This is a genomic window from Pseudomonas sp. GW822-FHT04C11 (assembly GCF_058800905.1).
Genome location: NZ_JBXAMS010000006.1, coordinates 284,486 through 298,513, shown reverse-complemented (window position 1 = coordinate 298,513; position 14,028 = coordinate 284,486). Strand labels below are relative to the sequence as shown.

Annotated in this window: 11 protein-coding genes, 1 tRNA gene and 2 pseudogenes; 2 read left to right on the top strand and 12 right to left on the bottom strand. The window is 57.8% G+C overall.

The features are described 5' to 3' along the window. Positions 1-21: 21 nt before the first annotated feature. Both AC1RJ3_RS12920 and AC1RJ3_RS12915 read left to right on the top strand, forming a co-directional pair. On the top strand, positions 22-3,963 hold the full coding sequence (locus tag AC1RJ3_RS12920; RefSeq protein WP_493079227.1) for an RHS repeat-associated core domain-containing protein: 3,942 nt from the start codon (positions 22-24) through the stop codon (positions 3,961-3,963). Positions 3,964-3,968: 5 nt separating this feature from the next. Beyond that, entirely contained in the window at positions 3,969-4,169 is a 201-nt protein-coding gene (locus AC1RJ3_RS12915; RefSeq protein ID WP_258696797.1) for a hypothetical protein, read from the top strand. An 8-nt stretch (positions 4,170-4,177) separates the two neighbouring features. Here the strand turns inward: AC1RJ3_RS12915 and AC1RJ3_RS12910 are convergent. The 12 genes and pseudogenes from AC1RJ3_RS12910 to AC1RJ3_RS12855 form a co-directional block, all read right to left on the bottom strand. Further along, positions 4,178-4,474, bottom strand: a pseudogene (locus tag AC1RJ3_RS12910) (helix-turn-helix domain-containing protein); the annotation flags it as partial. A gap of 392 nt (positions 4,475-4,866) precedes the next feature. Beyond that, positions 4,867-5,109, bottom strand: coding sequence for a hypothetical protein (locus AC1RJ3_RS12905; protein WP_347928902.1), 243 nt, complete (start codon positions 5,107-5,109; stop codon positions 4,867-4,869). A 94-nt stretch (positions 5,110-5,203) separates the two neighbouring features. Continuing rightward, positions 5,204-5,581 (bottom strand): hypothetical protein, encoded by a 378-nt coding sequence (locus AC1RJ3_RS12900; RefSeq protein WP_493079226.1) that lies wholly within the window; start codon positions 5,579-5,581, stop codon positions 5,204-5,206. 13 nt (positions 5,582-5,594) lie between these two features. Further along, positions 5,595-6,775, bottom strand: a pseudogene (locus tag AC1RJ3_RS12895) (tyrosine-type recombinase/integrase). A 214-nt stretch (positions 6,776-6,989) separates the two neighbouring features. Beyond that, the gene (ychF, locus tag AC1RJ3_RS12890) at positions 6,990-8,090 is read right to left on the bottom strand and encodes a redox-regulated ATPase YchF (protein WP_347928904.1); all 1,101 of its coding nucleotides are present in this window, start codon (positions 8,088-8,090) and stop codon (positions 6,990-6,992) included. 23 nt (positions 8,091-8,113) lie between these two features. Next, positions 8,114-8,698, bottom strand: a complete 585-nt coding sequence (gene pth, locus AC1RJ3_RS12885) for an aminoacyl-tRNA hydrolase (protein ID WP_054595616.1) — start codon at positions 8,696-8,698, stop codon at positions 8,114-8,116. 169 nt (positions 8,699-8,867) lie between these two features. Continuing rightward, positions 8,868-9,467, bottom strand: a complete 600-nt coding sequence (locus AC1RJ3_RS12880; RefSeq protein ID WP_054595617.1) for a 50S ribosomal protein L25/general stress protein Ctc — start codon at positions 9,465-9,467, stop codon at positions 8,868-8,870. A gap of 142 nt (positions 9,468-9,609) precedes the next feature. Further along, on the bottom strand, positions 9,610-10,551 hold the full coding sequence (locus tag AC1RJ3_RS12875) for a ribose-phosphate pyrophosphokinase (protein ID WP_003171603.1): 942 nt from the start codon (positions 10,549-10,551) through the stop codon (positions 9,610-9,612). 46 nt (positions 10,552-10,597) lie between these two features. Next, positions 10,598-10,672: transfer RNA gene (locus AC1RJ3_RS12870), tRNA-Gln, on the bottom strand. A gap of 36 nt (positions 10,673-10,708) precedes the next feature. Continuing rightward, positions 10,709-11,560: a 4-(cytidine 5'-diphospho)-2-C-methyl-D-erythritol kinase gene (gene ispE / locus AC1RJ3_RS12865; protein ID WP_216741296.1), complete on the bottom strand. Its 852-nt coding sequence runs from the start codon at positions 11,558-11,560 to the stop codon at positions 10,709-10,711. Position 11,561: 1 nt separating this feature from the next. Next, positions 11,562-12,179, bottom strand: a complete 618-nt coding sequence (gene lolB / locus AC1RJ3_RS12860) for a lipoprotein insertase outer membrane protein LolB (protein ID WP_493079225.1) — start codon at positions 12,177-12,179, stop codon at positions 11,562-11,564. A 4-nt stretch (positions 12,180-12,183) separates the two neighbouring features. Then, positions 12,184-13,908, bottom strand: a complete 1,725-nt coding sequence (locus AC1RJ3_RS12855; RefSeq protein WP_216741294.1) for a tetratricopeptide repeat protein — start codon at positions 13,906-13,908, stop codon at positions 12,184-12,186. Positions 13,909-14,028: the final 120 nt, after the last annotated feature.

Sequence of the window (14,028 nt, the reverse complement as noted above, 5' to 3'; positions counted from 1 at the left end):
ACAGCTATCAGGAACAGTTTTATGAGCGGCTCTGGCCTTCCCGTTTCCCATGTGGGTGAAAAGGTATCCGGCAATGTGATTGCCACAGGCTCCCCGAACGTGCATGTCGGCAGCATGGCCTCGGGCCTGGCTGATCGAGCCTCGGCCTGCGTGCCCTTCGTCGGCCAGCCAGTCAACCCCATACTGGGCTGCAAGCTGCTTCCCGAAGAGGTCGACTTCGCCCTGGCGGCGCCGGATACCTTCAGCTTCGGCCGTGGCTACCTGTCGAGCAACCCGAGGATCAGCCGACTTGGCCAGGGCTGGTGGCTACCGGGCGAAAGCCTGTTGCTGGAGCTGAACGCCGACGGCTGCGTGCTGATCGATGCCCAGGGCCGGCGCATCACCTTTCCACCACTGGCGCCTGGCGCGACCTGGTATTCAGGCAGCGAGCAGCTCTGGCTGCGCCGGGGCGACACCCCAGACGAGCGACAGGAGCATGTGGCCTGGACCGGGCGCTGGGCCAGGGTGGCACCGGCCCTGCAACGCAATCCACACGTGGTCGTCGTGCTCGACGGCAACAGCTACCTGAGCTTCGCGCGCCAGGCCAACGATCTCTGGCGCCTGCAATCGACCTTTGGCCGCAGCGGCTACCCGACCCTGTTCAACTGGAGCCCACGCGGATTCCTGACCAGTATTCGCGACAGCGCCGGACGAAGTTATGCGCTGGTCTACCAGCAGGTGTGCCAGGCACAACCGGGCGATGATGGCGTGCGCCTCTGCGGTGTGGTCCTGGCCAACCCGGACGGTCCTGTGCCCGAGCACTTCGATCCGCAGTCCAGTGGCAACGACTGGCTGGTGCGCTACCAATTCAATGAAAGCGGCGACCTGATCGCCGTACGCGACCGGCTGGGCGTCGTTGTCCGGGTGTTCGCCTGGAACAATCACATCATGGTTGCGCATAGCGAACCGGGCGGCCTGGAGGTGCGCTATGAATGGGACGGGCACCGGCCAGACGGGCGGGTGCTGAGGCAGATCGAAACCGATGGCCTGGTCCGGGAGTTTCGTTATTACAGCGATGCCACCGATGTGGTCGACAGCCTCGGGCGCACAGAACGTTATGAGTTCTCTGGCCAGGATGGCGAACGGCGCTGGACAGCGCTGATCCGGCCCGACGGCAGCCGCACGTCATTCGAGCACGACATGTTCGGCCGCCAGGTGGCCGTGCGCGATCCGCTGGGCCGCGAGTCACGCCGGCAGCTCGATGGACAGGGCCGGGTGCTGGCCGAGCGATCGCCAGGCAAGAAGCACTATCGCCAGACCCTCGACGAAGAAACCGGCCTGCTCAAGGAACTGATCGATGCCATGGGGCGGCGATGGATCTTCGAACGTAACGAGACCACCAGCCTGACTTGTGTGAGCGGGCCAACCGGGACGATTCGCTACCACTACGATGACTCCACCTTGCCCAACCGAGCCACCCGGATCAGCGACAGCAAGGGCGGGGTGAAACAGGTGCAATGGAACCGCCTGGGGCTGCCTTCCCGTATCACCGACTGCTCCGGACAGACCCATTCCTACGAATACGACAGCGAAGGGCGCCTACTTGCCGAGACCGATCCGGCAGGCCGCTCCACCTGCTACGTCTACAATCGGCTGGGACAGGTCATCGAAGTGACCCTGGCCGACGGCACCCGCCTGGCCTACCATTACGACGCTCAGGGCAGACAAACCCATATTGCCGATACACATGGGCACTGCACGCAACTGGAATGGGATCGGGTCGGACGCCTGGTCAGGGCCACCGACAGCACCGGTGATGCACTGGATTACCGCTACGACGCCGCCGGTCGACTGTGCAGGATCACCAACCAGAACGGCGCCCAGGCCACCTTCGCTTTCGACACACTGGACCGCCTGGTCGAAGAGAACGGCTTCGATGGCCGCCGCCAGCACTACCGCTACAACCTGGCCGGTGAGCTGGTCACCCGTATCGATGCCGAAGGCCGCGAGACGCACTATGAGTACAACCGCGATAGCCAGCTGATTCGCCGTCACCTGCCGGCGACTGCTACGGCAGACGCATTCAGCGAACACTACGGCTGGCTGCCGGACGGCCGTCTGGCCATGGTCAAAGGACCGGATTGCGAAGTGCGCCTGGCCTATGACCCGGCGGGCAACCTGAGCCTGGAAAGCCAGATCCATGCCGACGGCTGGGTCTACAGCGTCACCCATCAGCATGACGCCCTGGGCGTGCGCGAAAGCAGCCGCTATGGCGATGCGCCGCCGATTACCTGGCTGACGTACGGTTCGGGGCATCTGCATGGCGTGCTGGCGGCCCATGCCGAGATGGCCTTTGAACGTGACGCCCTGCACCGTGAACAGCGGCGCGAGGCACGTCTGAAGGGCAAGCCGCACGCCTTGCTGGAACAGGGGCGCGAACACGATGCCATGGGGCGCCTGACTCGCAGTCGGATCACCCTGGCCACTGCCGAGGACTGGCAACGCGAGTATCGCTATGATCCCCTGGGCCAGCTTGTACAGGTCGATGACAACCTCAGGCCCGGCCTGCGTTATCGCTACGACCGTGGCGGCCGGCTGGACGCCAGCCAGCACGGCAGCGAAGTGCCGAACATCTACCGCTACGACCCGGCCGGCAACCGGCTCGACAGCGGGCAGCAGCAGGCCGGTGACCAGCAACGGCAGTACGCCCACAACGAACTGTACCGCTCGGGCTATGTAGGCTCGCAATTCGACTCGCTCCAGGCAGCACAGCCGCCAGGAGCGTGGAGCGGCAATCGTGTCGAGCGCCTGGAAGGTCATGAGTACCGCTTCGATGCCCGGGGCAACCTGGTGGCGCGCCACGCTCCTGATGGAGAACACCTGCACCTGGAATACGACGGCGCCAACCGCCTGGTGAGTGCCACCCGCCAGCGGGCCGATGGCGTGATCACCCAGGCCCGCTATCGCTATGATGGTCTGTCCAGGCGTATCGCCAAGGTGGTCCGGCAAGACGATGGGCAACAGGTGATCCGCTTTGGCTGGGACGGCGAGCGGCAATGCGCCGAGGTATTCGACGACCTGCTGCGCACCACCGTGCATGAGCCCGACAGTTTCATCCCGCTGCTGCGCATCGAACAGAACCGCAAGCCTGACAGTGCGGACCTGCTGATGATTCGCCGCGAGATGGCTGCCGCTGACCAGCCACTGCCCGAGCAATGCCATCCGGTGCTGGGCGCGCCGGCCATCGGCTTCTTCCATACCGACCACATCGGCACGCCACTGCGTCTGGACAACGAACAGGGTCGAACGATCTGGCAGGCACATAATGACGATTGGCGTGCCGTGAAACAGGAAACCGGCCCGGCCGACCAGCCCATCCGTTTCCAGGGGCAATACCACGACCGGGAAAGCGGCCTGTACTACAACCGCCACCGCTACTACCTGCCCGAAGCGGGCCGTTATGCCAGCCAGGATCCGATCGGTTTTCGGGGCGGGCCGAATGCCTATGCCTATGCGCTGAATGCGCCTTCGGTGGCCTATGACCCGAGTGGGTTGATCGTGCCGCTGTTGATCATCGGCGGTTTTCTGGCCAGGGCAGCTCTGGGAGCCACCATCGAAGTAGGCATGCAGGCCGGCAAACAGGTTCTGGGGCAGATGAAGGATAACTGGGATAACGACAGGGAACTGACGGATATCAAGTGGAGATGCATTGATATTAATCTCAAGCATGTGGGTGTCGCGGCTGCGGCCGGGGCATTGGCTCCAGGCATGCTCAGCTCGGCTAAAACGGTCTATAAGTCGGCCAAAGCCTACCGAGCGTTGTCAGGCCAGGCCGCCAACACGGCCAATCGAGCCGCAAAACTGGCCGTGCGCAAGGCGGCTCATGCCGACACGATCAAAACAGCCGTGAAAGTTCAGGCGGGTTTCCAGGTCAGCAAAGCCATTGTCAAGTGTGTGTCCAAATATGAAGAAGACGAGTGCTAATAACCATGGTTCAGACCATCAAGGAAATTTTGCTCTACGCAGTCATTTTTCTGCCCTTCGCGTTGCTCTACAACATTCTGGAGATATACTTTGGCGACTCATGGTGGCCGGCGATCATCGTGATCACTCTGATGTTGATTGCACGCGTGAGCCTGTACCTGTACCGACGCCACAAAGGCATTCGCGACACCTGGCTGGATCCATAAGATCAGCACGCCATGATGCGACAACTCCACCTCGGCTCTCCGAACGGTGGCCGAGTGACGCTCTCCAGAACACGGCGTACGGCCTCTTCGGGCAATGAGCTTTTGCGACCGCGTCCCGGTTTGTCGAGCAAACCGTCCAATCGCAGGGTTCGGAAACTCTGGCACCAACTGGTGACCGTGGGCAGTGATAGTCCCGTCAGGCGCGCGATCTCCACTCGCGAGCAGCCTTGGGCTGCCAGCAGGATCACTCGGGCACGACGACCGTCGCGCTGACTGATCGTGGCCGAACGAACTCGGCGGCTCAGTTCGACCTGCTATTCTGGGCTGAGAATAATTTCCTGAGCGTTCATTGGCGTTCCCCCGAGCGCTGGATGACAGGGGAAGTGTAGCCAACATCAGAGGAAAATAATTTCGAGAACAGCACGCTAGGTCGGCGACTAGGTCCGGTGGTAAGTCAACGATAACGTCGCCGCTTCCATCCGCAGGATCTTGGCATTTCACTATCCAACGTTGGGCTTTGTTCATGGTGTCGTTCGAGCTGCGTTACTGGGGGGCATTATGCTCGCGGTGCCTTACCCAATTGAAGCGTAATCCTGAGCAGTAATGCCCCTTCATGTAAAATTGGCATGTGCCAAGATAGGTAAGGCGAATATCTCGTGATCCGAATCCATCGTTAACGCTATATGGATTTTGTGTACTAGTGATATTGCCATGGTTTCTGCTCTAGCGATTTAAAGTCAGGTAGTAGTTGCATTAAACGAAACTCTTCTTCCTGTTCTTTAACTAGTGCTTCGTCCGGCTCGAAGTCAATTGATTCTACGGTGAGGGCCATCGCTCTATGGAGGGGTTCAATAAGCGGCGACGCCAGCTCAAAAAGTTGCCTACCAACAGCGTCGTTATGGGCGACCTGCTTAGAAAAATCTTTACCGTATTCGAACATTGTGATTGTGGTGCTTCAATCTAATTTTGATTTGTTCGTGGAAAACAAATTTAGCATTACGCATTTCATTGCCAGGGTAGTGTTAGCAGTTAAATCAGTGAACGAGGGTAGGGGGGCTTTTCGATTTTTCTAAAATTTCATTAATGACTATTTCTAGGCGATCAGCCGTGGCATCGTGCGATTTAATCTGACTAGAAATCTTGATGCTCTCATCAGAGCCATGATCAAAGTGTTCGACATCTAGCTCGTCGACCAGCTTTAGGGATTGAGTAAGGCGCCTAGCATCCGAAGCGGCTTTTCTCAAAGATCGCAATCTTGGTTGGATGTCTGCGGACTGAAGCTCAAAGAAAGTTTCCCCCGGTTTCTCTAAGGCTTCAAACAGCGCGGTGCGCTGATCATCAGAAAGTATCTGAGTCTCAACGTGCTCTAAGATACGCCCAATCAGTGCGAGTCTAAAAGCTGCGCAATCCATCTCGCTATCAACTCTAAGTATGTGAAGCCTCCGTTTTCCACCGATCCAGCTGATCGGCCCAGTGCTGCATCATCTTGATCCGCTCATCCATATACGTTGCGTGATTATATGCACGGCGCACAGCGTTCGGCTCTGCATGGGCGAGTTTGGCTTCAATTGCGTCCGCCCTGTAACCCATTTCATTGAGCCTAGTGCTTCCGGTGGTCCGCGTACCGTGTGGACTATAGATTGTCGCCCATCCAAGCTTTTTCAGCGCCTGACGAAAGGATGCGTCGGCCATCGGCCGCTGGCGATCGTCCCGATTAGGAAAAACGTATGTACCATGCCCGGTAATCGGGTGCATCGCCTTCAGGATTGAAATTGCTTGGCGAGGTAAGGGAAGCGTGTGCTCCCTTCTGGCTTTCATCCGCTCCTTCGGGATCTTCCATAAGGCATTTGGGAGGTCGAACTCCTGCCATTGAGCTTGCACGCTTTCGTTGGCACGGGTCAGCGTCAACCACATGAGTTGAAAGCCATGACGGTTTGAAAGTGACCTCCATGTGATTCGAAAGCGTTGAGCAGGTTGCCAACCTGGACAGGGGATAGTGCCGCTTTGTGTTGTGTCTTGTTCGGTGGCAAAGCCTTTCTTACTGGTCAAACAGGGTCACTGTCGGCTCTCAGGGTTGCGACAGCTAATTCGAATACTGCCGACATCGTGCGTTTAGCTTCCGCCGCAATGGATGGTGCGCCACGCCTAACCGTCCTGTTAAGAATGTCTAAAACGTGCGCTGGCTTGATAGTCCGCACGGGGAGTTTTCCAATTGATGGAAACACAACTCTTTTGAGCATCCCCAGGCGACGTGTTTTCGTCACAGGCTCCCAGTCTTTCAATGCGAGCCATTCCGAGGCGACAGATTCGAACGTATTCGAGGCATCAAGCTCTCGCGTAATTTTCTCCAATTGCCGATTCTGTACTGGGCTAATTCCCTGTCTGACTAGCCTGCGAGCCCCGTCGCATTTCTCGCGAGCATTTGCCAGCGAGATACTAGGGTAGTCGCCTAGAGCGAACCAGGAGGCCTGTCCACTCAGTTTGAATCGGTAACGCCAAGCGCGCACGCCGTTCGGTTTCACCTCTAGATAAAGGCCTCTAGCATCGTTGATGCGGTACAGCTTGGCTTTGGGCTTGGCAGCCCGGCAGTGAGCGTCCGTAAGCATCCAGGCACTGTCCCTTTTCGGAAAATTGCCGTCGTATACACCTAGTCGAGGGCTGTCCAAGAACCGTATACACCGGTGTAGTCGTTTTTTTGTGCATGCTGCTGCAATCTCATGCATGCCATAGAAACGCGAAAGCCCCCAGTAATGGGGGCTTTCTGGAGATTTCTGAGCTGCAATGCAACCCTAAGCAATCACCTACAATGCCAACTACAACTTAGACGTTGAAGCGGAAGTGCATCACATCGCCGTCTTTGACGATGTAATCCTTGCCTTCCAGACGCCATTTACCGGCTTCTTTGGCACCGGCTTCGCCTTTGTACTGGATGAAGTCGTTGTAGGCGATGACTTCGGCGCGAATGAAGCCTTTCTCGAAGTCGGTGTGGATCACGCCAGCGGCTTGTGGTGCGGTGGCACCGACGCGGACGGTCCAGGCGCGGACTTCTTCAACGCCGGCGGTGAAATAGGTCTGCAGGTGCAGCATTTCGTAGCCAGCGCGGATTACGCGGTTCAGGCCAGGTTCTTCGAGACCCAGGGCTTCGAGGAACATGTCTTTTTCTTCGCCGTCTTCAAGTTCGGCGATTTCCGCTTCGATCTTGTTGCAGACCGGCACAACCATTGCGCCTTCTTCTTCGGCGATGGCCTTGACCACGTCGAGTAGCGGGTTGTTTTCGAAGCCGTCTTCGGCAACGTTGGCGATGTACATGACCGGTTTGGTGGTCAGCAGGTGGAAGCCACGGATCACCGCTTTCTCATCGGTGCTCATGTTCTTCATCAGGCTGCGCGCAGGCTTGCCGATGGTGAAGTGAGCGATCAACTGCTCCAGCAGGCCTTTCTGAACCACGGCGTCCTTGTCACCGCCCTTGGCGTTGCGGGTGACTTTCTGCAGTTGCTTCTCGCAGCTATCGAGGTCGGCGAAGATCAGTTCGAGGTCGATGATCTCGATGTCGCGTTTCGGGTCGACGCTGTTGGAAACGTGAATCACGTTCTCGTCTTCGAAGCAGCGGACCACGTGAGCGATGGCATCGGTTTCGCGGATGTTGGCCAGAAACTTGTTGCCCAGACCTTCACCTTTCGAGGCGCCGGCAACCAGGCCGGCGATGTCGACGAATTCCATGGTGGTCGGCAGGATGCGCTTTGGATTGACGATGGCCGCCAGGGCCTCCAGACGCTTATCCGGCATCGGCACGATACCGGTATTCGGTTCGATGGTGCAGAAGGGGAAGTTCTCGGCCGCGATACCGGATTTGGTCAGGGCGTTGAATAGGGTGGACTTGCCGACGTTAGGCAGGCCGACGATGCCGCAATTGAATCCCATGGTGTTTCCCCTAGGAGTTAGAGTCAGGCCTTCTGGCTGTGCAGGTTTTTCATCGCGCGGTTCCATTCTCCGGCGAGGATATCCGGCAGCACGCCGAGGGCAAAGTCGATGCTGGCATCGAGTTTTTCCTGTTCGGCGCGTGGCGCACGACCCAGGACAAAGTTTGAAACCATACTGGCAACGCCTGGGTGGCCAATGCCGAGCCGCAAGCGGTAAAAGGTATTTTGATTGCCCAGTTGCGCGATGATGTCGCGCAACCCGTTGTGACCGCCATGCCCGCCGCCCTGCTTGAGCTTGGCAACGCCGGGTGGCAAGTCGAGTTCGTCATGCGCCACCAGTATTTCTTCCGGTTTGATCCGGAAAAAACCGGCAAGAGCCGCCACGGCCTGTCCGCTACGGTTCATGTAGGTGGTGGGAATCAACAGACGAACATCCTGACCCTGATACGAGAAGCGCCCGGTCAGGCCGAAATATTTGCGATCGGCTACAAGGTTGACGCCTTGTGCTTGCGCGATGCGCTCAACAAAAAAGGCCCCTGCGTTATGCCGGGTCTGTTCGTATTCGGCGCCTGGATTTCCCAGGCCAACGATCAGTTTTATGGCAGTCACATCAGGGGCCCTTCTTTGGAGTGGTGGATAACATCGCTGCAATGGGGGTGTGCGGCGAAAGTGGACGAAAAATGCTCATTTACCATTATGTAAACTTCGCGTTCCCGCCCGCTTTCTCGCTACGTTCCAGTCCGCGATGTTACTGGGTCACTCCAGCGTACAGAGTGAATTACTCTGCAGCGCCTTCTGCAGCTTCTGGAGCAACACGTGGAGCGTGAACGTTGGCAACAGCCAGGTCGTTACCGTGAGCCAGAGCAACAAATTCAACGCCTTTAGGGGCCTTGAGGTCGGACAGGTGAATGATCGAACCGATTTCGGCGTTAGCCAGGTCGACTTCGATGAATTCAGGCAGGTCTTTTGGCAGGCAGGAAACTTCAACTTCAGCAACAACGTGCGAAATTTCGCCGCCTTTTTTCACTGCAGCAGCTTCGTTGACGAAGTGCACAGGAACGTGAGCGGACAGTTTCTGACCAGCAACAACGCGTACGAAGTCAGCGTGCATCACGTGGCCTTTGGCCGGGTGACGCTGCAGAGCCTTGATGATTACGTTTTGCTTGGTGCCGCCAACATTCAGCTCGATGATGTGGCTGTAAGCCGCTTCGTTTTCGAGCAGTTTGGCAACTTCTTTGGCCAGCATGCTGATGGATTCAGGGGCTTTTTCGCCACCGTAAACTACAGCTGGAACCAGGCTTGCGAGACGACGCAGGCGGCGGCTCGCACCTTTCCCCAGGTCGGAACGCACTTCAGCATTCAGAGTAAAATCGTTCATGTTGTATCTCCAAAATAACCACATTCGCCCCAGCGTTTGCGACCAGCGCTAAAGGCGATATGGGCAAAAAAGCCCCGCCCCGACAGGTTATGCCGGGGCGGGGCGCTTTTCGTCATCGAGATGTATCCGAAGGGCAGGGCCCTTAGCGGAACATCGCGCTGATCGATTCTTCGTTGCTGATGCGGCGAACTGCTTCGGCAACTACCGGTGCGATATCCAGTTGGCGGATACGTGCACAGGCTTGTGCTGCAGCGGACAGCGGGATGGTGTTAGTCACTACCAGCTCGTCCAGCACGGAATTTTCAATGTTTTCGATGGCCCGACCCGACAGCACAGGGTGTGTGCAGTAGGCAAAGACTTTGGCAGCGCCATGCTCTTTCAAGGCTTTAGCCGCGTGGCACAGAGTGCCGGCGGTATCGACCATGTCGTCAACCAGAATACAGGTACGCCCTTCGACATCACCGATGATATGCATCACTTCAGAGTGATTGGCTTTCTCACGGCGCTTGTCGATGATCCCGAGATCCACGCCCAGGGATTTGGCAACAGCACGTGCACGCACGACGCCGCCAATGTCCGGGGACACGATCATCAGGTTTTCGAAGCGTTGATCTTCGATGTCATCCACCAGTACCGGGGAGCCGTAGATGTTATCTACCGGAATATCGAAGAAGCCCTGGATCTGGTCAGCATGCAAATCAACCGTGAGAACACGATCGATGCCGACTACGGTAAGCATGTCAGCGACGACTTTCGCGCTGATAGCCACACGTGCGGAACGCGGACGGCGATCCTGACGGGCATAACCAAAGTAGGGGATCACCGCAGTGATTCGAGTGGCTGAGGAACGACGGAAGGCATCAGCCATCACGACGAGTTCCATCAGGTTATCGTTGGTCGGAGCGCAAGTCGGCTGAATAATGAAGACGTCTTTACCGCGGACGTTTTCATTGATCTCGGCAGTGATTTCGCCGTCGGAGAACTTACCGACAGAAATGTCACCGAGAGGGATATGCAGCTGACGTACGACACGCCGAGCCAGATCGGGGTTAGCGTTCCCCGTAAAGACCATCATCTTGGACACGCGCAGTACCTGAAGGCTGAGGGTAACCTGGATGAGTATAGGAAAATGGCAGGGGCGGCTGGATTCGAACCAACGCATGGCAGGATCAAAACCTGCTGCCTTACCGCTTGGCGACGCCCCTGTATCTGTTGCAACGAGTACCCAGTACCCGGTTCTTTTAGAGCAGACTTTGCAGCTTGCGATGCAACATCGAAACGTTGCTTCCTTTTGCTACAAACCCTGTAAGGGTCTCTGTAAGAAGGGCCGAGACTTTATCAGCTTCAGCTTTGCTTGGGAAGCCCCCAAACACACAACTTCCAGTTCCGGTGAGTTTTGCTTCGGTAAATTTACCTAACAAATTCAAAGCGTTACGTACCTCTGGATAACGCCTTGTTACCACCGGTAAGCAGTCATTTCGACTGTTTCCCTTGGGAACGGGGCGCACTTTAATGGGAGAAGAGTTACGTGTCAACAGCGGATCTGAAAAAATTTCTGCTGTACTTACAGATACTTGCGGCACCAGCACGAGATACCACGGTTCTTCCGGGTCTACAGGGGTGAGCTTTTCTCCCACGCCTTCAGCAAAAGCCGCGTGCCCACGGACGAAAACCGGGACGTCTGCGCCGAGCGTCAGGCCCAGCGTGGCCAGTTGATCCTCGTCCCAGCCCAGTTGCCAGAGATGATTGAGGCCCAGCAGCGTGGTGGCCGCATTCGAACTGCCGCCACCGATTCCACCGCCCATGGGCAGGATTTTTTCGATCCAGATATCAATGCCCAGCGAACAACCGGATTGTTCCTGAAGTTTTTTCGCGGCTTTGACGATCAGGTTGCTGTCGTGAGGGACGCCTTCGAACTCGGTGTGCAGGCGAATGACACCGTCATCGCGTACGGCGAAGGTGATTTCGTCGCCGTAATCGAGAAATTGAAACAGCGTCTGTAACTCGTGGTAGCCGTCTTCACGGCGGCCCAGGATATGCAGCATCAAATTCAGTTTTGCCGGCGAGGGCAGGGTCAGGCGAGTGGCAGGCATGTCATTGCCCCAATTTGCGAGGTTGCCAGTCCTTGATCACCAGCGTGACATCAAGGTCGGTGCCGTGCAGTTTGATCCGCTCAGGCAGCCAATAACCGTTTTGCTGGATGTAGCTGAGGTACTCGACTTGCCAGCCATCCTGTTCAAGCGTGGCCAGGCGACTGTCGGCATCCAGGTTCAGGCGGCTTTTGCTGTCAGGTGCAGGCAATCCACGAACCCACCAGACCAAATGCGAAACCGGCAGTTTCCAGCCCAGCTGTTCTTCAAGCAGGGCTTCAGGCGTTGGCGCCTCAAAGCGACCCTGGTTGGCCACTTCCAGCGACACCTGGCCAGGACGACCGGTCAGGCGGGCAGCACCGCGACCGAGCGGGCCGGACAGACGAATATCGTAATAGTCCTGTCGTTGCAGCCAGAACACGGTGCCGCTGCCCGAGTCTTTCGGGGCCCGGATACCGACCTTGCCGTTGATTTGCCAGCCGTCGAGGCTGGTCAATTGCTGTTTGTGCACGCGCCATTGCGCGGGATTGCCGTGGCCCTCGACGGATTCACGGGCGCCAAAGCCCGCGCAACCGGCGAGCAGGGCGATGAAGCTGAAAACGATGATGTGGCGCAAAAACATGATTTTAAAGAGTCTCGGAACCGGTCAGGCGCTTGATGGTGCTGCGCAGGGTTGGGCTGTCGGGTTGTTCCTTGAGGAATTTGCCCCAGATTTGTTTGGCTTCGCGTTGCTTGCCGTTGGCCCACAGGACTTCACCCAGGTGCGCCGCGACTTCCTGATCGGGGAAACGCTCCAGGGCCTGGCGCAAGTAGCGTTCGGCTACATCGAGGTTGCCCAGGCGGTAATTCACCCAGCCGAGGCTGTCGAGAACAGCCGGGTCTTCCGGGTTCAGCTGGTGCGCGTGCTCGATCAAGGTCTTGGCTTCGTCGTAACGCGTGGTGCGGTCGGACAGGGTGTAACCGAGGGCATTCAGCGCCATGGCGTTATCCGGATCACGCTTGATGATCAGTCGCAGGTCTTTTTCCATCTGCGCCAGGTCATTGCGTTTTTCCGCGAGCATGGCCCGGGTATAAAGCAGATTCAGATCGTCCGGATACTGCTTCAAGCCTTTATCGAGAGCGGCCCAGGCGCGATCGTCCTGCTTGTTGGCAGACAGGGTTTCGGCTTCGATCAGATACAGCTGGATCGCGTAATCCGGTTGTTCGTCGCGTGCCCTGGCCAAACGGCTTTGGGCTTCGGCGGTGCGTCCGTTGTTCATCAGGATGTCGGACTGACGCAGTTGCGCCGGTAAATAGTCGTTGCCCGGGCCGACCAGTGCGTACTCGATCAGGGCGCCTTGCGGGTCGTTGCGTTCTTCGGCGATGCGACCCAGGTTCAGGTGGGCCGAGTCGACATGGCTTTCTCGGGCGATCAGGTCTTCCAGGTAACCCTTGGCCTCCTTCCAGGCCTTGGCTTCCAGGCAAACCAGTGCCAGGGAATAGCGCAACTCGTCGTCTTCTGGATACTGCTGGACCAGGCTTGAGAACTGCTCTTTGGCGTCGTCCATGCGGTCCTGTTCGACCAGCATGCGGGCATACGTCAGGCGCAAGCGTTTGTCGTCCGGGTATTTGCGGATGCTTTTTTCCAGCAGCGGCAGCGCTTCTTTGCCACGGTTAAGGCTTTGCAGCAGGCGCGCGCGCAACAGAATCGGGGCGATTTCACCGTCTTGCGGAGGGTTTTTCTCAAGCAGTGCCAGTGCACCCTTGGTGTCACCGTCCTGTTGCAGCAACAGGGCCTTGCCGAAAATCAGCTGGCTGTTCTTCGGGTGGCGCAGCAGCAAACGGTCAAAACTCTTCATCAGGCCGTTGCGGGTGTCCTGATCGGTATCGGCTGCAGACAGGGCGAGGAAGTCGAAGTGAGTATCGCCCTTGCCCAGCAGAACCTTCTCCATATAGGCCATGGAGTCGTCATAACGCCCGGCGCGGGCCAGCTGCACGGCGGCGGCGCGCTGTGCTTCGAGGTCGTTCGGCGCGTTTTTCGCCCAGATCAGCGAGCTATCAAGCGCTGCCTGATCGGCGCCAAGGTATTCGGCGATGCGAAAGGCTCGCTCGGAGATGCCCGGGTCCTGGGTGTTGACGGCCTGGGTCACGTAGTTGTCCAGGGCAATGTCGAAACGATTGCGTTGGCCAGCCAGTTCCGCGCTCAGCAGGCTGAAGATCGTGTCTTCGCTGAACGAGCTGTAAACCTTGGGCTTTTCAGGGGCCTTCGTGCTGCCTTCGACCGGCGGCGTACCGCTCGGCGAAACGGGTGCCAAGGCCTGGCAGCCGCTGAGGAAGACAAAAGCGAGGAGCAACGCGGAAGATCTATTCATAGGGGAAGAGGACGACTAACCTGCGGTCGGATCATCATGACACAAGCCTTCGACCAAACATAACCGGCCTGTCAATTTGCCGTTGAACTCAATCCCTGTTCAGGTGCTCGAGCCCCTGTA